Here is a 13580-nt window from a genome sequence, read left to right as displayed (position 1 = left end):
CCGGGGTGGGCCCCCATTTGACGGACGCTACGATATGGAGGACCACCCCGGTTGACAAGCCGTCAGGAGTTCCGGTGCCCCAGAACCGTCCCGCCACCCCGCCGCTCCCGCCGTCCCGGCCGATGCGCGCGGACGCCCGCCGCAACTACGAGCGGATCGTGGCGATCGCGGAGCTCCTGGTGGCCGAACAGGGCGCGGAGGTCTCCCTGGAGGAGGTGGCCCGGGTCGCCGGGGTCGGCTCGGCGACGCTGCACCGGCACTTCCCGTCCCGGCAGTCCCTGCTGGAAGCGGTCTTCCGGCAGCGGGTCGCCGCGCTGTGCGCGCAGGCCGACGAACTCGCCGCCACCCGGCCCCCCGCCGCCGCGCTCACCGACTGGCTGCACGCCCTCGGCACCCACGCGGTGACCAACCGCGGCCTCGGCGCCTCCCTGCTGCGCGGCGCCCGGACGGACCCGGCCGCCGACCCGGAGTTCGGCGCCACCTGCCACGCGCTGATCACCGGCACCGGCCACCGCCTCCTCGCCCGCGCCACCTCGGCCGGCGCCGTCCGCCCGGACCTGACGATCGCCCCGCTCCTCACCCTGGTCAGCGCCATCGCCACCGCCACCGAGAACGACCCGGACGGCCCCGCCGCGACCCGCCGCCTGATCAGCCTCGCACTGACCGGCATCCACCCCGCCCCGCTGCCCCCTGCCAGCTCACCGCACCCCGCCACCTCACCGCATCCAGCCCGCTGACCGCACCCGCCCCCTCCGCCACGCCTCGGCCACCGTCTCCGCCCCGGCCGTCACAGGGCGCGCAGCAGGTGGTCCGCCGGGGCGTAGTCGATCTTCCAGTCGGTGTAGACCCCGGTCGCGCCGTCCCGGTCGCAGCGCAGCCCCACCGTCACCCAGCGGACCGCCCCCTCGGCCGTCAGCGTGAAGGCCACCGCCGCCTCGAACTCGTCGCCACCGCAAGGGCATTCGGCCATCCCGGGATCGGCCTCCTGCCAGACCTCGGCACTGTCCGCGAGGAAGGCCCGCCCCTCGCAGCGCACGCACTCCCGCCCGGCGCAGCCCTGGGTGTCGTCCACCCAGACGGTGAACACCCGCCCGCCGCACTCCTCGCACACGCACCCGCCCAGCACCCCCGGGGTGTCCCCGACGGCCTCCCGCAGGCACGCCGCCAACTCCGCGGAGACGTCCCCGCCCACACCCGTCCGCTGCTGCCGTTCCGCGCCCATGTCCCCATCCTGACAAAGCCGTCCGACATCCCCCCGGCCCCGGTCAGGCCCTGCGGCGGGCCACCAGTTCGCGGGCGGCGTCCGCGCAGTGCGGGAATCGGGGACGCCCGATTCGCTGCCGCCGACCAGGCCGGTCGCCTCGTCGTTCGGGGCGTCGAAGCGGTGCGCGTACACCGTCGCCGTGCTCATCTGCAGCCAGACCCGGGGCGGACGCGCCGCGGCGGCGATCGCCTCGCCGACCTCCCGGGCCGAGTCGACCCGGGCGTCCATCATCTGGCGGAGGTTCTCCGACGTGCAGCGGCAACCGACCGTCCGCCCACCCTGTCCGCCCCGTCTGCTATCCCTGTGCCGGTGGACACCGAACAGCCGGACCCGGCCGAACTCGCCGCCCTCCGCCGCACCTTCGCCGACCTCGACGGCGTCGCCGACCCCCTCGGCTGGCCCGCCGTGCACGCCTTCGAGGCCCGGCACGGCGTCGTACTGCCCGAGCCCTACCGCACCTTCGTCGCCGAGATCGCCGACGGCTCCCGCAGCGGCCCGCCCGACTACGGCCTGATCGGACTCGCCGCCCTCCCCTCCGACTGGGGCGCCGACCGCCCCGCCCGCGAACTCTCCCGCCCCTTCCCGCTCACCGCCGCCTGGAACTGGGAGAGCGACGAGGAGACCCCCGAAGAAGAACTCGACACCCTGGTCGAACAGGTCTGCAACGACGGCTCGATCGTCCTCGGCACCGACGGCTGCGGCATGTACTGGCACCTGATCGTCACCGGCCCCCACCGCGGCCACATCTGGTTCGTCGCCGACGTCGGCGCCACCCCCTTCGGCACCGATTTCGGCCACACCACCGCCCCCACCGGCTTCACCGCCTGGGTCACCCACTGGCACACCGGCCGCCCCTGGTTCGACGCGGACGCCTGACACCCCCTGCCGCGAACACGGCCACCTCAGCGGCAGAGCCCACCCCCTTCCCACCCAGCACCGACAACAAGGCCCCCGACGCGAGCATGGCCTCGTCGGCGACCAGGCCCCTCTCGCCCCCGCCCTCCCCACCCAGCGCCGACAACAAGGCCCCTCCCGCATCCCCTCCCCTGACTGCAAACATGGCCCCGCCGGCAACCGGGCCCGCCCCTTCCCGCCCCACCCCGCCCACCCTCGGCAACAAAGCCCCCTCCCCCTCCACGCACTCCCTCCCGCCCGACTGCAAACATGGCCCCATCGGCAACAAGGCCCGCCCCCACCCCCACCCTCGGCAACAAAGCCCCCTCCCACACACACCCTCCCGCCCGACTGCGAGCATGGTCCCGTCGGCAACAAGGCCGGAATATCGAGATGTCGACCGGGGAGACCGGATGGAGCTACGGCAGTTGCACTGCTTCGTCGCCGTCGCGGAGGAGTTGCACTTCGGACGCGCCGCCGAACGGCTGCTGCTCGGCCAGCCCGCCGTGAGCCAGCAAGTGCGGCGGCTGGAGCGGGAGTTGAGGGTCGAGCTGTTCGACCGCTCGCCGCGCCACGTGCGGCTGACCCCGGCGGGCGAGCGTTTCCTGCCGGCGGCCCGGAACGTGCTGGCGGCTGAGGACGCGGCCCGCGCCCTCGCCGCCGACCTGGCCGCGCCGACCGTGTTGCGGCTCGGCACCGTCACCGGCCTCGGAGAGCGGCTGGACGACATCCTGGACGCCTACCGCCGACAGGCCCCGACCGTGCGCGTCGAGCTCGACTCGCTCCCCGTCCGGGAGCGGCTGACCCGCCTCGCGGACGGGCGGCTCGACGCCGCGTTCGTCCGCGGCACCGTCCCGAACCAGGACCAGACCCAGGACCAGACCCAGGACCGGAACCCGGACCAAGCCCAGGACCAGGCCCCGGACCTGCGCTACCTCCCGCTCTGGCAGGACGAGTTGGTGATCGCCCTGCCCGCCGGGCACCCGCTCGCCGACCGTCCCGAGGTCGACCTCGCCGACCTCGCCACCTTGCCCCTGCTGCTGACCGAGCGCCGCAACCACCCGACCCTGGTCGACCTGGTGACGGCGGCCTGCGTGGAGGCCGGTTTTCGGCCGCTGCTCGGCCCGCCGCACAGCACCCTGCAGAACACTCTCGCCTCGATCGGCACCGGCGCCCCGATGTGGACGGTGGTGTACGCCGCCAATGCCCGGATGACCAACACCCGCCGGATCGCCTTCCGCCCGTCCCGCACCCCGCTGACCCTTCCGATGTCGCTCGCCGTCCGACGCTCCGCCCCGCTGCCCCGGCTGCTCCTCGCCACCTGCCGCAACCCCGCCACCCTCGCCCCCGCCCCTTCCCTCACCACCACCCCCACCCCCACCAGCAACGATCAGGATTCGTGATCGCTGCGAGAGCGAATCGGGTCTGGGTGCGGACGGCCGGATCCGGTGGACTGGTGTCGGCCGGAAGGACCGGCCCGCAGAACGGATCACCAGGAGTCGAAGATGCCGATCGTCACCATTCAGCAGGGCCCGCGCCAGGTCGAGCAGAAGCGCGAGCTGGTCGAGCGGATCACCACGGCCTTCGTGGAGACCCTCGAGTGCCCGGCCGAGAGCGTGCTGGTGTGGATCCAGGAGTACCCGGCCGAGAACTGGGGCAAGGCCGGCAAGCTCACCGCCGACCGGTAGCACCACCGCCCCGGGCGGCGCGCGGTGTCCGAGCACCCGCGCCCGCCCGGGACGGCCGCACCGCACCGCACCGCCTCACTCCCCCGGCGGCCGCACCCAGGGCGCCCGCCGCTGGCCCGGCTCCACCTGCTCGCGCCAGTACCGGAAGACCACCCCGGTAACGGTCTCCAGCCGCCGGGCAGCGATCAGCCCGGTCTCCGGACCCGCCCCACCCGCATCACACTCGAACGCGACCAGCACCTCCGGCAGCCCCCCAGCCACCTCGGCCACCCGTTCCACCTCGGCCGCCGTCGCCTCCCGGAACACCGGGTCCATGAAATACTCCGGGCACTGGACGAACACCGGTTCGTAGAAGCGCAGTTCGAGCCCGTGGTGGTACGACAGGTCGAAGTCCGCACCCAGCACGAACAGCCCCGGCTGCGCGGGCAGCACGTCCCACTCCCACCACGGTCCCTCCGGCAGTTCCGGCACCACCCGCACCACCCGCACCACTCCTCACCTCCCGGGGAACCGTTCCTGGACGATGACGCACTCGCCCTCGCCGACGGGCTCCTCGAAGTCGGCGAAGTAGCGTTCCAGCAGTTCGTCGGAGACGGTGACGCTGTTCGCGTCGTCCCGCCGGTTGCGGTCGGCCAGCCGGCGTCGCAGGGTCGCAAGATCGGCCTTGAGCCGGATCAGCTCCCATCGGCATCCGTGGCTCTCGATCGCGGCCTTGTACCGGTCCCGGGTGGCCCGGCTCCAGAAGCTGTAGTCGATGACGGTCGGCAGCTTCGCCTCCAGCAGGCGGATCAGCTCCTCCCACAGCTCCTGCTCGATGGCGGACTTGAGTCGCTCGTACTCCGTCGGGTCGAGGTCGGCCCCGTCGCGCCCGGTGCGCGCCCACACCACCTCGTCGATCGACAGCCGGGTGTAGCCGCGGCGTTCGAGGGCCTGCGCGTAGGTGCTCTTGCCCGAGCCGGGCAGGCCGCACATCATCACGACGAGGCCGCGTTCCGTCCCGTCCAGGTGCGGTAGAAGGCCCACTTCTTCCATGCGGGCGAGGCTAACGCGCAGGCGGGCGGTCGTGCTCGGGGTTTCCCCGGTACCGACTCGTGCCCGCCCGACCGCGTCCCCTCCCCGTCCGCCGGAGGTCAGAGTTCGTCCGCCCAGGGCGGGTTGGCTCCGGCGACGGCGACCGTCCGGGCGGCGACCCGGGCGGCGAAGGTGCAGGCGTGCTCCAGGTCCGCGGGGGTGAGGGAGTCGAGGCGGCCGCCGAGGTGGCCCTGGGCGGCGAGTGAGTGGAGCAGGCCGGCGGTGAAGGCGTCGCCCGCGCCGACGGTGTCGGCCACCGGTGTCGCGGGGGCGGGGACCTGGATCCGGTGGCCGTCTAGCGAGGCCAGCGCGCCGCGTTCGGCGAGCGTCACCACGACCAGGCGGGCGCCCGCCGCGTGCCAGCGGTCGCAGGCGTTCTCGGGGGCGGTGCCGGGCAGCAGGGTGTGCAGGTCGTCCTCACTGAGGCGCAGCAGGTCGGCCAGGGCGCACCAGCGGTCGAGCCGCTGCCGGTAGGTGTCGGGGTCGACCAGCAGCGGGCGGACGTTGGGGTCGACGGAGACGGTGGTGTGCGGGCGGGCGGCGGCGAGCAGGTCCTCGATCCGCGGGCCGCCGGGTTCGCGGACCAGGGCGAGCGAGCCGGTGTGCAGGCACACCGAGCCGTCCTGGCGGGCGGTGGCGAGTTCGGTGCCGGTCCACTGCCAGTCGGCGGTGGCCTCGGCGTGGAAGGAGTACTCGGCGCGGCCGTCGTCGTCGAGTGCGGCCACGGCCAGGGTGCTGGGTTCGGTGGCGGTGACGGTACCGGTCAGGTCGACGCCGGAGCCGGTCAGGTGGGCGCGGAAGAGGGCGCCGAACGGGTCGGCGGAGATCCGGCCGACGAACCTGGTCGGCGTGCCGAGCCGGGCCAGGGCGACGGCGGTGTTCGCCGGGCCGCCACCGGGCAGCACCCGCAACGCGAGTTCGCCCGACCGGGCCCCGCCGCGTTCGACGAAGGCGTCGGCGACGCACTCGCCGACCACGGTGATCTGCCGACCTGCCACGGCCATCTGCCGACCTGCCATCGAAACCAGCCTCCCAACAGGGCGAACGCACATCCGGCGGTCCGGACTCCATCACCGCGACCCGCCCGTAGTCAACGCGCGGACCACCGCCCGGGTCACCCCGGCGGTACCGGTCCGGCGCCGATGTACGTTTCAGCTGTACGTTTCAGCTGTACGTTTCAGCGCACCGGAGTGGACAGCCACCTTCAAGTGGGAGCGCTCCCAAAACTCTTGACGACCTAGCACCCCGTCTGGCTTCATATGGCAAGCCCGTACGGGCAGTCAGTGGGAGCGCTCCCGATCTTCCCCCACCACGACCGGCCGCCCCACCCCGTCCGCCCCACGGGCCGCACGACCGAACACCGCACACGTCACGAACATCACGAACGTCTCGGACCACCCCACCCCCACCGGACGCCCCCACCCGCGTCCAGAGAGGAACGAGACCCATGCGCCTCCAGCTGCGCCGGCGCCTGTCGCGCCGGTTGGCGGGCTGTGCCGCGGCCCTGGCCGCCGCGCTCGTCACCACGCTCGCCGCCCCGGCGGCACCCGCGGCCCAGGCCGCCACCACCAATGCCGGCTCCGCCACCACGGCCGCCGCGTCCACCGCCGGAGCCGGCTACTGGCACACCAGCGGCCGGCAGATCCTGGACGAGGCCGGGAACCCGGTGCGGATCGCGGGCATCAACTGGTTCGGCTTCGAGACCTCCAACTACGTGCCCCACGGGCTGTGGAGCCGCGACTACAAGTCGATGATCGACCAGATGAAGTCGCTGGGCTACAACACCATCCGGATGCCGTACAGCGACGACATCTTCAAGGGCACCACCCCGTCCAGCCTGAACACCTCCGGCGGGATGAACGCCGACCTGGTCGGCCTGAGCTCGCTCGGCGTGATGGACAAGCTGGTCAACTACGCGGGCAGCATCGGCATGAAGGTCATCCTGGACCGCCACCGTCCGGACTCCGCCGGGCAGTCGGCGCTCTGGTACACCGCCTCGGTACCGGAGACGACCTGGCTGGCGAACCTCAAGTCGATCGCCGCCCGGTACGCGAACAACCCCGCCGTGATCGGCATCGACCTGCACAACGAGCCGCACGACCCGGCCTGTTGGGGCTGCGGCGACCAGGCCACCGACTGGCGGCTGGCCGCCCAGCGCGGCGGCGAGGCCGTGCTGTCGGCCAACCCGAAGCTGCTGATCTTCGTCGAGGGCGTGCAGAGCTTCAACGGCAGCTCGTACTGGTGGGGCGGCAACCTGCAGGGCGCGGGGCAGTACCCGGTCCAACTGAGCGTCCCCAACCGGGTGGTGTACTCGGCGCACGACTACGCGACCAGCGTGGCGCAGCAGACCTGGTTCTCCGACCCGAGCTTCCCGTCGAACATGCCGGGCGTCTGGGACAAGAACTGGGGCTACCTGTTCAACCAGAACATCGCGCCGGTGTGGGTCGGCGAGTTCGGCACCACGCTCCAATCCACCGTCGACCAGGCGTGGTTGAAGGCGCTGGTGCAGTACCTGCGGCCGACCGCGACGTCCGGCGCGGACTCCTTCCAGTGGACGTTCTGGTCGTGGAACCCCAACTCCGGTGACACCGGCGGCATCCTGAACGACGACTGGACGACGGTCAACACGGTCAAGGACGGCTACCTGGCCTCGATCAAGGCGCCCGGCTTCGGCTCCTCCACCGGCGGCAACCCGGGCGGCGGCGACGTCCAAGCCCCGTCCGTCCCGGGCGGGTTGACGGTCGGCGCCACCACGGCGAGCAGCGTGTCGCTGTCCTGGACGGCGTCCACCGACGACACCGCGGTCACCGGCTACGACGTGTACCGCAACGGCACGAAGGTCGGTTCGCCGACCGGAACCTCCTACACCGACAGCGGGTTGAGCGCGGCAACGGCGTACAGCTACACCGTCCGGGCGAAGGACGCGGCGGGCAACGTCTCGGCGGCCTCGGCCGCGGTGACGGCGACCACCGCGACGGCCGGCGGCGGGACGAACGCCGGGTGCTCGGCGGCGGTCAGCCTGAACGACTGGGGCAGCGGCCTGACCGCGACGGTCACCGTGACCAACACCGGCACCACGGCCGCCACGGGCTGGCAGGTCTCCTGGACGTGGCCCACCAGCCTGCAGATCACCAGCAGTTGGAGCGCGAACGTGACCCGCAGCGGGCAGACCGTCACCGCGACGAACCTGCCCTACAACGGGGCGCTGGCCCCAGCGGCGTCCACCTCGTTCGGCGTCCAGGCGACCCGGACCGACGCGTCGGCCGCGGCCACCGCGACGGCGGTGTGCACCGCCACCTCCTGACCGGCTCCCCCTCAGCAGGCCCGTCCGCCGCCGACCGGTTCCTCCGGTCGGCGGCGGACGCGTTCGCACGGCGGAGCGGGACGGTTCAGCCGGTACGGCGGAGCGGGACGGTTCAGCCGGTACGGCGGGCCTCGAGGAAGCCGGAGCCGTCGAAGCTCCCGGTGGACGGCAGTCGGCGTCCGAGCGCGTCGGCGAGCGCGGTGATGGCGGTGTACTCGGTCCGCCAGCCGTGGGCGTCCAGCCAGTCGGCGGTGCCGGCGCCGAGGCCGCCGCGCCACAGCGCGGTCATCTCGGCGAGCGGCCCCTCGGCGGTGACCTGCGAGACGTCGCGGCCCTGCTCGGTCAGCAACCGGCTGCCGGGGGCGGAGAGTTCGCCGACGGTGGTGAGCAGCCGCTCGGCCTGGTCGGCCTCCAGGTAGACCAGCAGGCCCTCGGCCAGCCAGGCGGTGGGCTGCCCGGGGTCGAAGCCGGCCGCGACCAGCCGGTCCGCCCAGTCGGGGTCGGCCAGGTCGGCGGGCAGCGCGGTGCGGGCGCAGGCCGCGACGGCCCCCTGCTCGTCGAGGACCTCCTGCTTGAAGTCGAGGACGGGCGGCAGGTCGACCTCGAACAGCCGGGTGCCGGTCGGCCAGGCCAGCCGGTAGGCGCGGGTGTCGAGCCCGGCGGCGAGCAGCACCACCTGGCCGGCGCCGGCCGCGAGCAGCCGGTCGTCGTAGAAGCGGGTGCGCATGATGCCCCGGGCCACCAGCCACTGGGCGAGCGGCCCGGCCGGTCCGGCGGTGGGCATCGGGGTGCCGGAGGCCGCGATGAACGCCAGGGCGTAGGGATCGGTGAACAGCGGGTCCGGCCGGCTGCTCTCGTAGGCCCGGACCCGGGCCACCGAGAGCGCGGTGCGCGAGACGGGGCTCAACCGGGCGGCCCGGGGCGCGTCGGGGCCTGGGCCGGGTTCGGGTTCCGCGGGCTCGTTCGTCGTCATGCCCGCCAAACTACATCGCCACAGATGCATCCGTGAAGATACATCTGCGCCGATGGACGATGGATACGTCGGCACCCGCTCCCCGTGCCCCGGCCCCGACCTCGGCCCATCAGTTCCAGTACATCAGTCCTGATGCATCAGCACCGATGCAGTGGCGCGCTAGCCTGTCCGCCATGGACGGCGTACGACTTCTGCGACTGGGCAAGCGGCTGACCGAACTGGGCCGGGCGATGGTCACCGAGCACGCCTCGGCGACGCTCACGCCGGGCGAGATCGCGGTGGTCTCCGACGTGTACCAGCACCCGGGCAGCTCGGTGCAGGACATCCGGGTCCGCACCGGCTTCGCCCAGAGCCACGTCTCCACCTCGGTGGCCCGGCTGCGCGAACGCGGCCTGCTGGACGCCGAACCCGACCCCGCCGACGGCCGCCGCACCCTGCTGTCCGTCTCCGCACCCGCCCGCGACTACGTCCGCGCCCGGGCCGCCCGCCCCGCCGAACCGCTCCTCGCCGCGGCCCTGCCCGACCCCGCCCAGGCCCGGCGGGCCGCCGAACTGCTCGACGAACTCGCCACCCTGCTGCTCCCCGCCCCGCCACCGCCCGCCCCCTGACCCGGCCCGCCCCCTGGCCCGGCCCGGCCCGCACCGGCCCCGCCGATCAGGGCAACGGCGCGGCCGCCGGACGGGCGGGCCCCGCCACCGTCGGTGAGCATGGAACGGACCGAACGCCCATCGGGTCCGAGCCCAGCCCAGCCCAGCCCAGCCCACGGAGGCCGTGAATGATCCAGATCGCCGACATCAGGGAGTGGCGCAGCCACGACGTGGTCGACCAGGACGGCAAGAAGATCGGCAGCCTGGAGAACATCTACGTCGACACCGCCACCGACGCACCGTCCTTCGCCACCGTGACGATCGGCCTGCCCGGCCGGCACCGTCTGGTGTTCGTGCCGGTCGCGGACGCGGTGGCCGGCCCCGGCTACCTGCGGGTGCCGTTCAACCGCGGCGACGTGAAGAACGCCCCGTCCATCGGCACCGACGACGTGCTCACCGCCGAACAGGAGCCCGAGGTCTTCGCCCACTACCACCTCGACTACGCCACCGGCGCGGGCGGCGAACGCCGCCTGGCCCGCCGCTGAACCCCGCCGCTGAACCCCGCGGGCGGGCCGGTCGGGGGTCCGGCCCGCCTCAGGCCGACAGCAGCCCGGCCAGCCCGCCGTCCCAGTCGATCCGCTCCGACTCGCCGCCCAGCGGCACCGCCTCGGCGGTGGCGGCCAGGAACGCCGCGAGTTCGGCGCGCCCGACGGTGAGCACCACCGCGGCGGCCCCGCGCCCGAGCGCCAGGCCCAGGCAGTCGCCGTCGAGCGGCGCGCAGCGGATGTCGCCCTCCCCGACCGGCCCGTGCAACGCGGCCAGCAGCGTCTCCCGGGACAGCACCCAGCTGGCCCCGGCGGCACGCGGACCGAAGTCGAGGCGCACCGCGTACGGGTCGTCGGGCAGGTAGCGCCAGTCGGTGTCGAGGGCGACGGCGCTGCCGTCGGGGGCGAGCAGGTGCAGGACGAGCTGCTCGGTGACGGGGCCCATGGCGGTGCTCCCTTCCGGGTCGTTTCCGTGGTGCACGGGGGGTTCGGACGGTTCAGGCGGTCCAGGCGGTCCAGGCGGTCCAGGCGGTCCAGGCGGTTCAGGCGGCGAGGTGCTGCCGGTGGTCCTCGACGTGGGCCTTGAAGGCGGCGAGTTCGTCGATGACCCGGCGGTCGGTGAAACCGAGGCCCTCGACCAGGTGGTCCCACAGGCCGTGCGGTTCGGTGTCGAGCTGGAGCATCAGCCGGGTGGCGTGGTCGGTGACGCGGTGGAAGGTGACGACTCCGGAGTGCCCGGGCAGGTCGGGACCGCCGCTCCAGGCGATCCGGTCGGGCGGCAGCACTTCGGTCGCGGTGGCGCCGCGGTCGGCCCCGCCGCGCATGCAGGCGGGCAGCGACGAGCGGGCGGTCCACTCGCGGTAGACGGTGCCGATCGGCGCGTCGATCTCGATGGATTCCTCGATCCGGCCCATGGGTGTTCCCTCCTCCTCCGGAACATCCGGAACGCAGCGGGCGTCCCGAACATCCCGGAACATCCTGTAACGTCCGGAGCGCGGCCGCCGGGTGCGGTCCGCGTCCGGGACCCGTCTGCCCCTCCCTCCGCCGCGCATGCACGTTCGAGCGGACCGTTCGCCGAACCCCGCCGCCCGGAAACCGCCCCGGAACCACCCCGGGAGTAGTCTTCACAGAATGTCCACACGGGCAGCAGGCATGAGCGGCGATTGCCCGGGTACCCGGGGACGGACTGGCCGGAGACGAGGAAAGGACTGGCATGCGCGTGCCCACTGATGAACTTCTCCTGACCGCCCCCATCGAGGCTGACTCCGACCGACTCGGAGCGCCCTCCGCCGTACCGGCCCCCAGGGCCGCCGCGGCGGACGTCCGCGTCCCGGGGCTCGACCCGGAGCTGACGGCGCTGCTCGCCGACCCCGCCCACACCACGCCCACCGACGCCCGCGAGCTGACCCGGGTGCTGCTGCGGCGGCTGGCCGACCTGGAGGAGGGCACCCGGGAGTTCAGCTACGTCCGCTCCACCCTGATCGAGCTGAACCTGACCCTGGTCCGGTTCGCCATCCGCCGCTTCGGGCACAGCAAGGAGCCGTACGAGGACCTGCTGCAGGTCGGCTCGGTCGGCCTGATCAAGGCGATCGACCGGTTCGACCCGCACCTCGGCGTCGAGTTCACCACGTACGCGGTGCCCACCATCGTCGGCGAGATACGGCGCCACTTCCGGGACACCACCTGGTCGGTGCACGTGCCGCGCCGCCTGCAGGAGCTGCGCCTGGACCTGGCGAAGGCGCAGGACGCGCTGGCCCAGACGCTGGACCGGGAACCGACCGTCGCCGACCTCGCCGAGCACCTCTCGATCTCCGAGGAGGAGGTGATCGAAGGGCTGACCGCCGCGAACGCGCACACCGCGGGCTCCCTCGACCTGACCTCCCCGGGCGAGGGCGACGGGCAGCAGCCCGCCGAGCGGCTCGGCCGGGTGGACGGGCGGTTCGCGCTGGTGGAGAACCTGGTCGCGCTGAAGCCGCTGATCGCCGAACTCCCGGAGCGGGACCGGGAGATCCTGGCGATGCGGTTCGGCGAGGACCTCACCCAGTCACAGATCGGCGCCCGCCTCGGCCTGTCCCAGATGCACGTGTCCCGGCTGCTGTCCCGGACGCTGGCCCGGCTGCGCACCGGTCTCGACGCGACGGACTGACAGCCCGTCGATTCTCGTTGCTGCGACGGCTTCTGCCGTCCGCACCTCCCGCACCGGGCACCCCCGTCTCGACCGCCGTGCCCGCCGGTGCGTAAGGTCGAGGCAGGTCGGTCGAAGGAACAGGACGAGGATGCCAGCCGAGAACATGCCCGTAGCCCCTCTGGCGGTCGACGTCCGGCGCACGCCCTCCAGAGCCGCCGTGTGCGTGCTCTCCGGCGATCTGGACATCGAGACCCTGGCCCCCGCCCGGGAGGCGCTCGACCTGCTGGTCGCCGAGCGTCCCCGTGCGCTGGTCGTCGATCTCGGACGGGTCGACTTCTGCGACTCGTCCGGGCTGAACCTGCTGCTCCAGACCAGGATGGCCGCCGCCGACGAGGGGCTGTCCTTCCAACTGGCGGCGCTCTCCGGGCCGGTCCGGCACCTGCTCGAACTGACCGGCGCGAAGGCCGTGTTCACCATCCACGAGACGGTGGACGCGGCCCTCGCGGCGGACGGCTGACCGGGCCGCCGTGCCTCCAGCCACCAGCCGCACCCGCACACCGTCGGCCGCACCGGGCATAATCCGGGCACGGCCGGGAAACCGAACCGTGAGAGCGAACCGTGAGAGCGCCGTCGAGAACGAAGGGAACCCGCACGTGACACCGAGCCGGGGCACCCTGGACGGCGACCGTCCGGACGCCGGGTCGGCGCTGCCCCCGGCGGGCAGCGCCGACGCCTGCGACTGGCGGGCGTCCCGCGCCCGGTCGCCCGGGCCCGGGCGTTCACCGCGGAGGCGCTGGGCGACTGGTCCTGGGCGGCGCCGCCCGACCCGGACCTCGCCGAGGACGTCGTCCTGCTGGTCGCCGAACTGGTCGGCAACGCCATGCTGCACGCCGGCGGCCCGCTCGAACTGGTCCTCGACGCGACGCCCGAGCGGCTGCGGATCGAGGTCTCCGACACCTCCGAGGTGCTGCCCACACTGCGCACCCCGCACCGCCCCGGCCTGCCCGGCGGGCACGGGCTGTACATCGTGCAGCGCACCGCCGACCGCTGGGGGGCCGACCTGCACGCGCAGGGCAAGTCCATCTGGGCGGAGATCGACGTCGCCCGGCTGCTCGCGTAGCCGTCG

General features: G+C 73.5%; 16 protein-coding genes and 1 pseudogene. 10 read left to right on the top strand and 7 right to left on the bottom strand.

The genetic code is table 11. From position 1 onward, the window contains the following. The first annotated feature begins 74 nt into the window (after window positions 1–74). Entirely contained in the window at window positions 75–737 is a 663-nt protein-coding gene (locus OU787_RS31755) for a TetR/AcrR family transcriptional regulator (protein ID WP_327059439.1), read from the top strand. Window positions 738–1314: 577 nt separating this feature from the next. Here the strand turns inward: OU787_RS31755 and OU787_RS31750 are convergent. Further along, window positions 1315–1540 (bottom strand): annotated as a pseudogene (locus OU787_RS31750) (epimerase); the annotation flags it as partial. Window positions 1541–1573: 33 nt separating this feature from the next. Here OU787_RS31750 and OU787_RS31745 point away from each other — a divergent pair. The 3 genes from OU787_RS31745 (at window position 1574) to dmpI (ending at window position 3846) form a co-directional block, all read left to right on the top strand. After that, window positions 1574–2140 (top strand): SMI1/KNR4 family protein, encoded by a 567-nt coding sequence (locus OU787_RS31745; RefSeq protein ID WP_268661416.1) that lies wholly within the window; start codon window positions 1574–1576, stop codon window positions 2138–2140. A gap of 431 nt (window positions 2141–2571) precedes the next feature. Then, window positions 2572–3561, top strand: coding sequence for a LysR family transcriptional regulator (locus tag OU787_RS31740; RefSeq protein ID WP_268661415.1), 990 nt, complete (start codon window positions 2572–2574; stop codon window positions 3559–3561). A 102-nt stretch (window positions 3562–3663) separates the two neighbouring features. Beyond that, the gene (dmpI, locus tag OU787_RS31735; protein ID WP_268661414.1) at window positions 3664–3846 is read left to right on the top strand and encodes a 4-oxalocrotonate tautomerase DmpI; all 183 of its coding nucleotides are present in this window, start codon (window positions 3664–3666) and stop codon (window positions 3844–3846) included. Window positions 3847–3921: 75 nt separating this feature from the next. Here the strand turns inward: dmpI and OU787_RS31730 are convergent, their stop codons facing one another. The 3 genes from OU787_RS31730 to OU787_RS31720 form a co-directional block, all read right to left on the bottom strand. Beyond that, window positions 3922–4329, bottom strand: a complete 408-nt coding sequence (locus tag OU787_RS31730) for a hypothetical protein (RefSeq protein WP_268661413.1) — start codon at window positions 4327–4329, stop codon at window positions 3922–3924. Window positions 4330–4341: 12 nt separating this feature from the next. Further along, window positions 4342–4878, bottom strand: a complete 537-nt coding sequence (locus OU787_RS31725; RefSeq protein ID WP_268661412.1) for an AAA family ATPase — start codon at window positions 4876–4878, stop codon at window positions 4342–4344. A gap of 98 nt (window positions 4879–4976) precedes the next feature. Beyond that, window positions 4977–5936 carry a carbohydrate kinase family protein gene (locus tag OU787_RS31720; protein ID WP_268661411.1) on the bottom strand — a complete coding sequence of 320 codons (960 nt, stop codon included), beginning with the start codon at window positions 5934–5936 and terminating at the stop codon, window positions 4977–4979. A gap of 428 nt (window positions 5937–6364) precedes the next feature. On the opposite strand from OU787_RS31720, the gene OU787_RS31715 reads away from it, so the two are divergent. After that, complete coding sequence (locus OU787_RS31715; RefSeq protein WP_268661410.1) at window positions 6365–8221, top strand: cellulase family glycosylhydrolase; 1857 nt, start codon at window positions 6365–6367, stop codon at window positions 8219–8221. 112 nt (window positions 8222–8333) lie between these two features. Here the strand turns inward: OU787_RS31715 and OU787_RS31710 are convergent, their stop codons facing one another. Beyond that, window positions 8334–9194, bottom strand: a complete 861-nt coding sequence (locus OU787_RS31710) for an SAM-dependent methyltransferase (protein WP_268661409.1) — start codon at window positions 9192–9194, stop codon at window positions 8334–8336. 173 nt (window positions 9195–9367) lie between these two features. On the opposite strand from OU787_RS31710, the gene OU787_RS31705 reads away from it, so the two are divergent. Both OU787_RS31705 and OU787_RS31700 read left to right on the top strand, forming a co-directional pair. Further along, window positions 9368–9802, top strand: coding sequence for a MarR family transcriptional regulator (locus tag OU787_RS31705; RefSeq protein ID WP_030463438.1), 435 nt, complete (start codon window positions 9368–9370; stop codon window positions 9800–9802). A gap of 167 nt (window positions 9803–9969) precedes the next feature. Further along, the gene (locus tag OU787_RS31700) at window positions 9970–10326 is read left to right on the top strand and encodes a PRC-barrel domain-containing protein (RefSeq protein ID WP_268661408.1); all 357 of its coding nucleotides are present in this window, start codon (window positions 9970–9972) and stop codon (window positions 10324–10326) included. A gap of 49 nt (window positions 10327–10375) precedes the next feature. Here the strand turns inward: OU787_RS31700 and OU787_RS31695 are convergent, their stop codons facing one another. Beyond that, window positions 10376–10771, bottom strand: coding sequence for an SsgA family sporulation/cell division regulator (locus tag OU787_RS31695; RefSeq protein WP_268661407.1), 396 nt, complete (start codon window positions 10769–10771; stop codon window positions 10376–10378). 97 nt (window positions 10772–10868) lie between these two features. After that, window positions 10869–11240 (bottom strand): hypothetical protein, encoded by a 372-nt coding sequence (locus tag OU787_RS31690; protein ID WP_051817763.1) that lies wholly within the window; start codon window positions 11238–11240, stop codon window positions 10869–10871. 299 nt (window positions 11241–11539) lie between these two features. On the opposite strand from OU787_RS31690, the gene OU787_RS31685 reads away from it, so the two are divergent. From OU787_RS31685 to OU787_RS31675, 3 genes are all read left to right on the top strand, one after another. Then, window positions 11540–12472 (top strand): SigB/SigF/SigG family RNA polymerase sigma factor, encoded by a 933-nt coding sequence (locus OU787_RS31685; protein ID WP_030463442.1) that lies wholly within the window; start codon window positions 11540–11542, stop codon window positions 12470–12472. 145 nt (window positions 12473–12617) lie between these two features. Next, window positions 12618–12971 carry an STAS domain-containing protein gene (locus tag OU787_RS31680; protein ID WP_030463443.1) on the top strand — a complete coding sequence of 118 codons (354 nt, stop codon included), beginning with the start codon at window positions 12618–12620 and terminating at the stop codon, window positions 12969–12971. A 216-nt stretch (window positions 12972–13187) separates the two neighbouring features. Continuing rightward, window positions 13188–13574, top strand: a complete 387-nt coding sequence (locus tag OU787_RS31675) for an ATP-binding protein (RefSeq protein WP_327059459.1) — start codon at window positions 13188–13190, stop codon at window positions 13572–13574. The last annotated feature ends 6 nt before the right edge of the window (window positions 13575–13580 follow it).

It is taken from the genome of Kitasatospora sp. YST-16 (assembly GCF_026802215.1).
In the GTDB taxonomy this organism is placed as follows: Bacteria; Actinomycetota; Actinomycetes; order Streptomycetales; family Streptomycetaceae; genus Kitasatospora; species Kitasatospora cineracea.
Note: the sequence above shows the minus strand (reverse complement) of the source record. Positions and strands in the feature narration are given on the sequence as shown.

Bases quoted from the DNA above. Each gene is read 5' to 3' on its own strand.
- OU787_RS31740 (WP_268661415.1), top strand. From the start codon at position 2,572: ATGGAGCTACGGCAGTTGCACTGCTTCGTCGCCGTCGCGGAGGAGTTG.
- dmpI (WP_268661414.1), top strand. From the start codon at position 3,664: ATGCCGATCGTCACCATTCAGCAGGGCCCGCGCCAGGTCGAGCAGAAG.
- OU787_RS31725 (WP_268661412.1), bottom strand. From the start codon at position 4,878: ATGGAAGAAGTGGGCCTTCTACCGCACCTGGACGGGACGGAACGCGGC.
- OU787_RS31720 (WP_268661411.1), bottom strand. From the start codon at position 5,936: ATGGCAGGTCGGCAGATGGCCGTGGCAGGTCGGCAGATCACCGTGGTC.
- OU787_RS31715 (WP_268661410.1), top strand. From the start codon at position 6,365: ATGCGCCTCCAGCTGCGCCGGCGCCTGTCGCGCCGGTTGGCGGGCTGT.
- OU787_RS31710 (WP_268661409.1), bottom strand. From the start codon at position 9,194: ATGACGACGAACGAGCCCGCGGAACCCGAACCCGGCCCAGGCCCCGAC.
- OU787_RS31705 (WP_030463438.1), top strand. From the start codon at position 9,368: ATGGACGGCGTACGACTTCTGCGACTGGGCAAGCGGCTGACCGAACTG.
- OU787_RS31700 (WP_268661408.1), top strand. From the start codon at position 9,970: ATGATCCAGATCGCCGACATCAGGGAGTGGCGCAGCCACGACGTGGTC.
- OU787_RS31695 (WP_268661407.1), bottom strand. From the start codon at position 10,771: ATGGGCCCCGTCACCGAGCAGCTCGTCCTGCACCTGCTCGCCCCCGAC.
- OU787_RS31690 (WP_051817763.1), bottom strand. From the start codon at position 11,240: ATGGGCCGGATCGAGGAATCCATCGAGATCGACGCGCCGATCGGCACC.
- OU787_RS31685 (WP_030463442.1), top strand. From the start codon at position 11,540: ATGCGCGTGCCCACTGATGAACTTCTCCTGACCGCCCCCATCGAGGCT.
- OU787_RS31680 (WP_030463443.1), top strand. From the start codon at position 12,618: ATGCCCGTAGCCCCTCTGGCGGTCGACGTCCGGCGCACGCCCTCCAGA.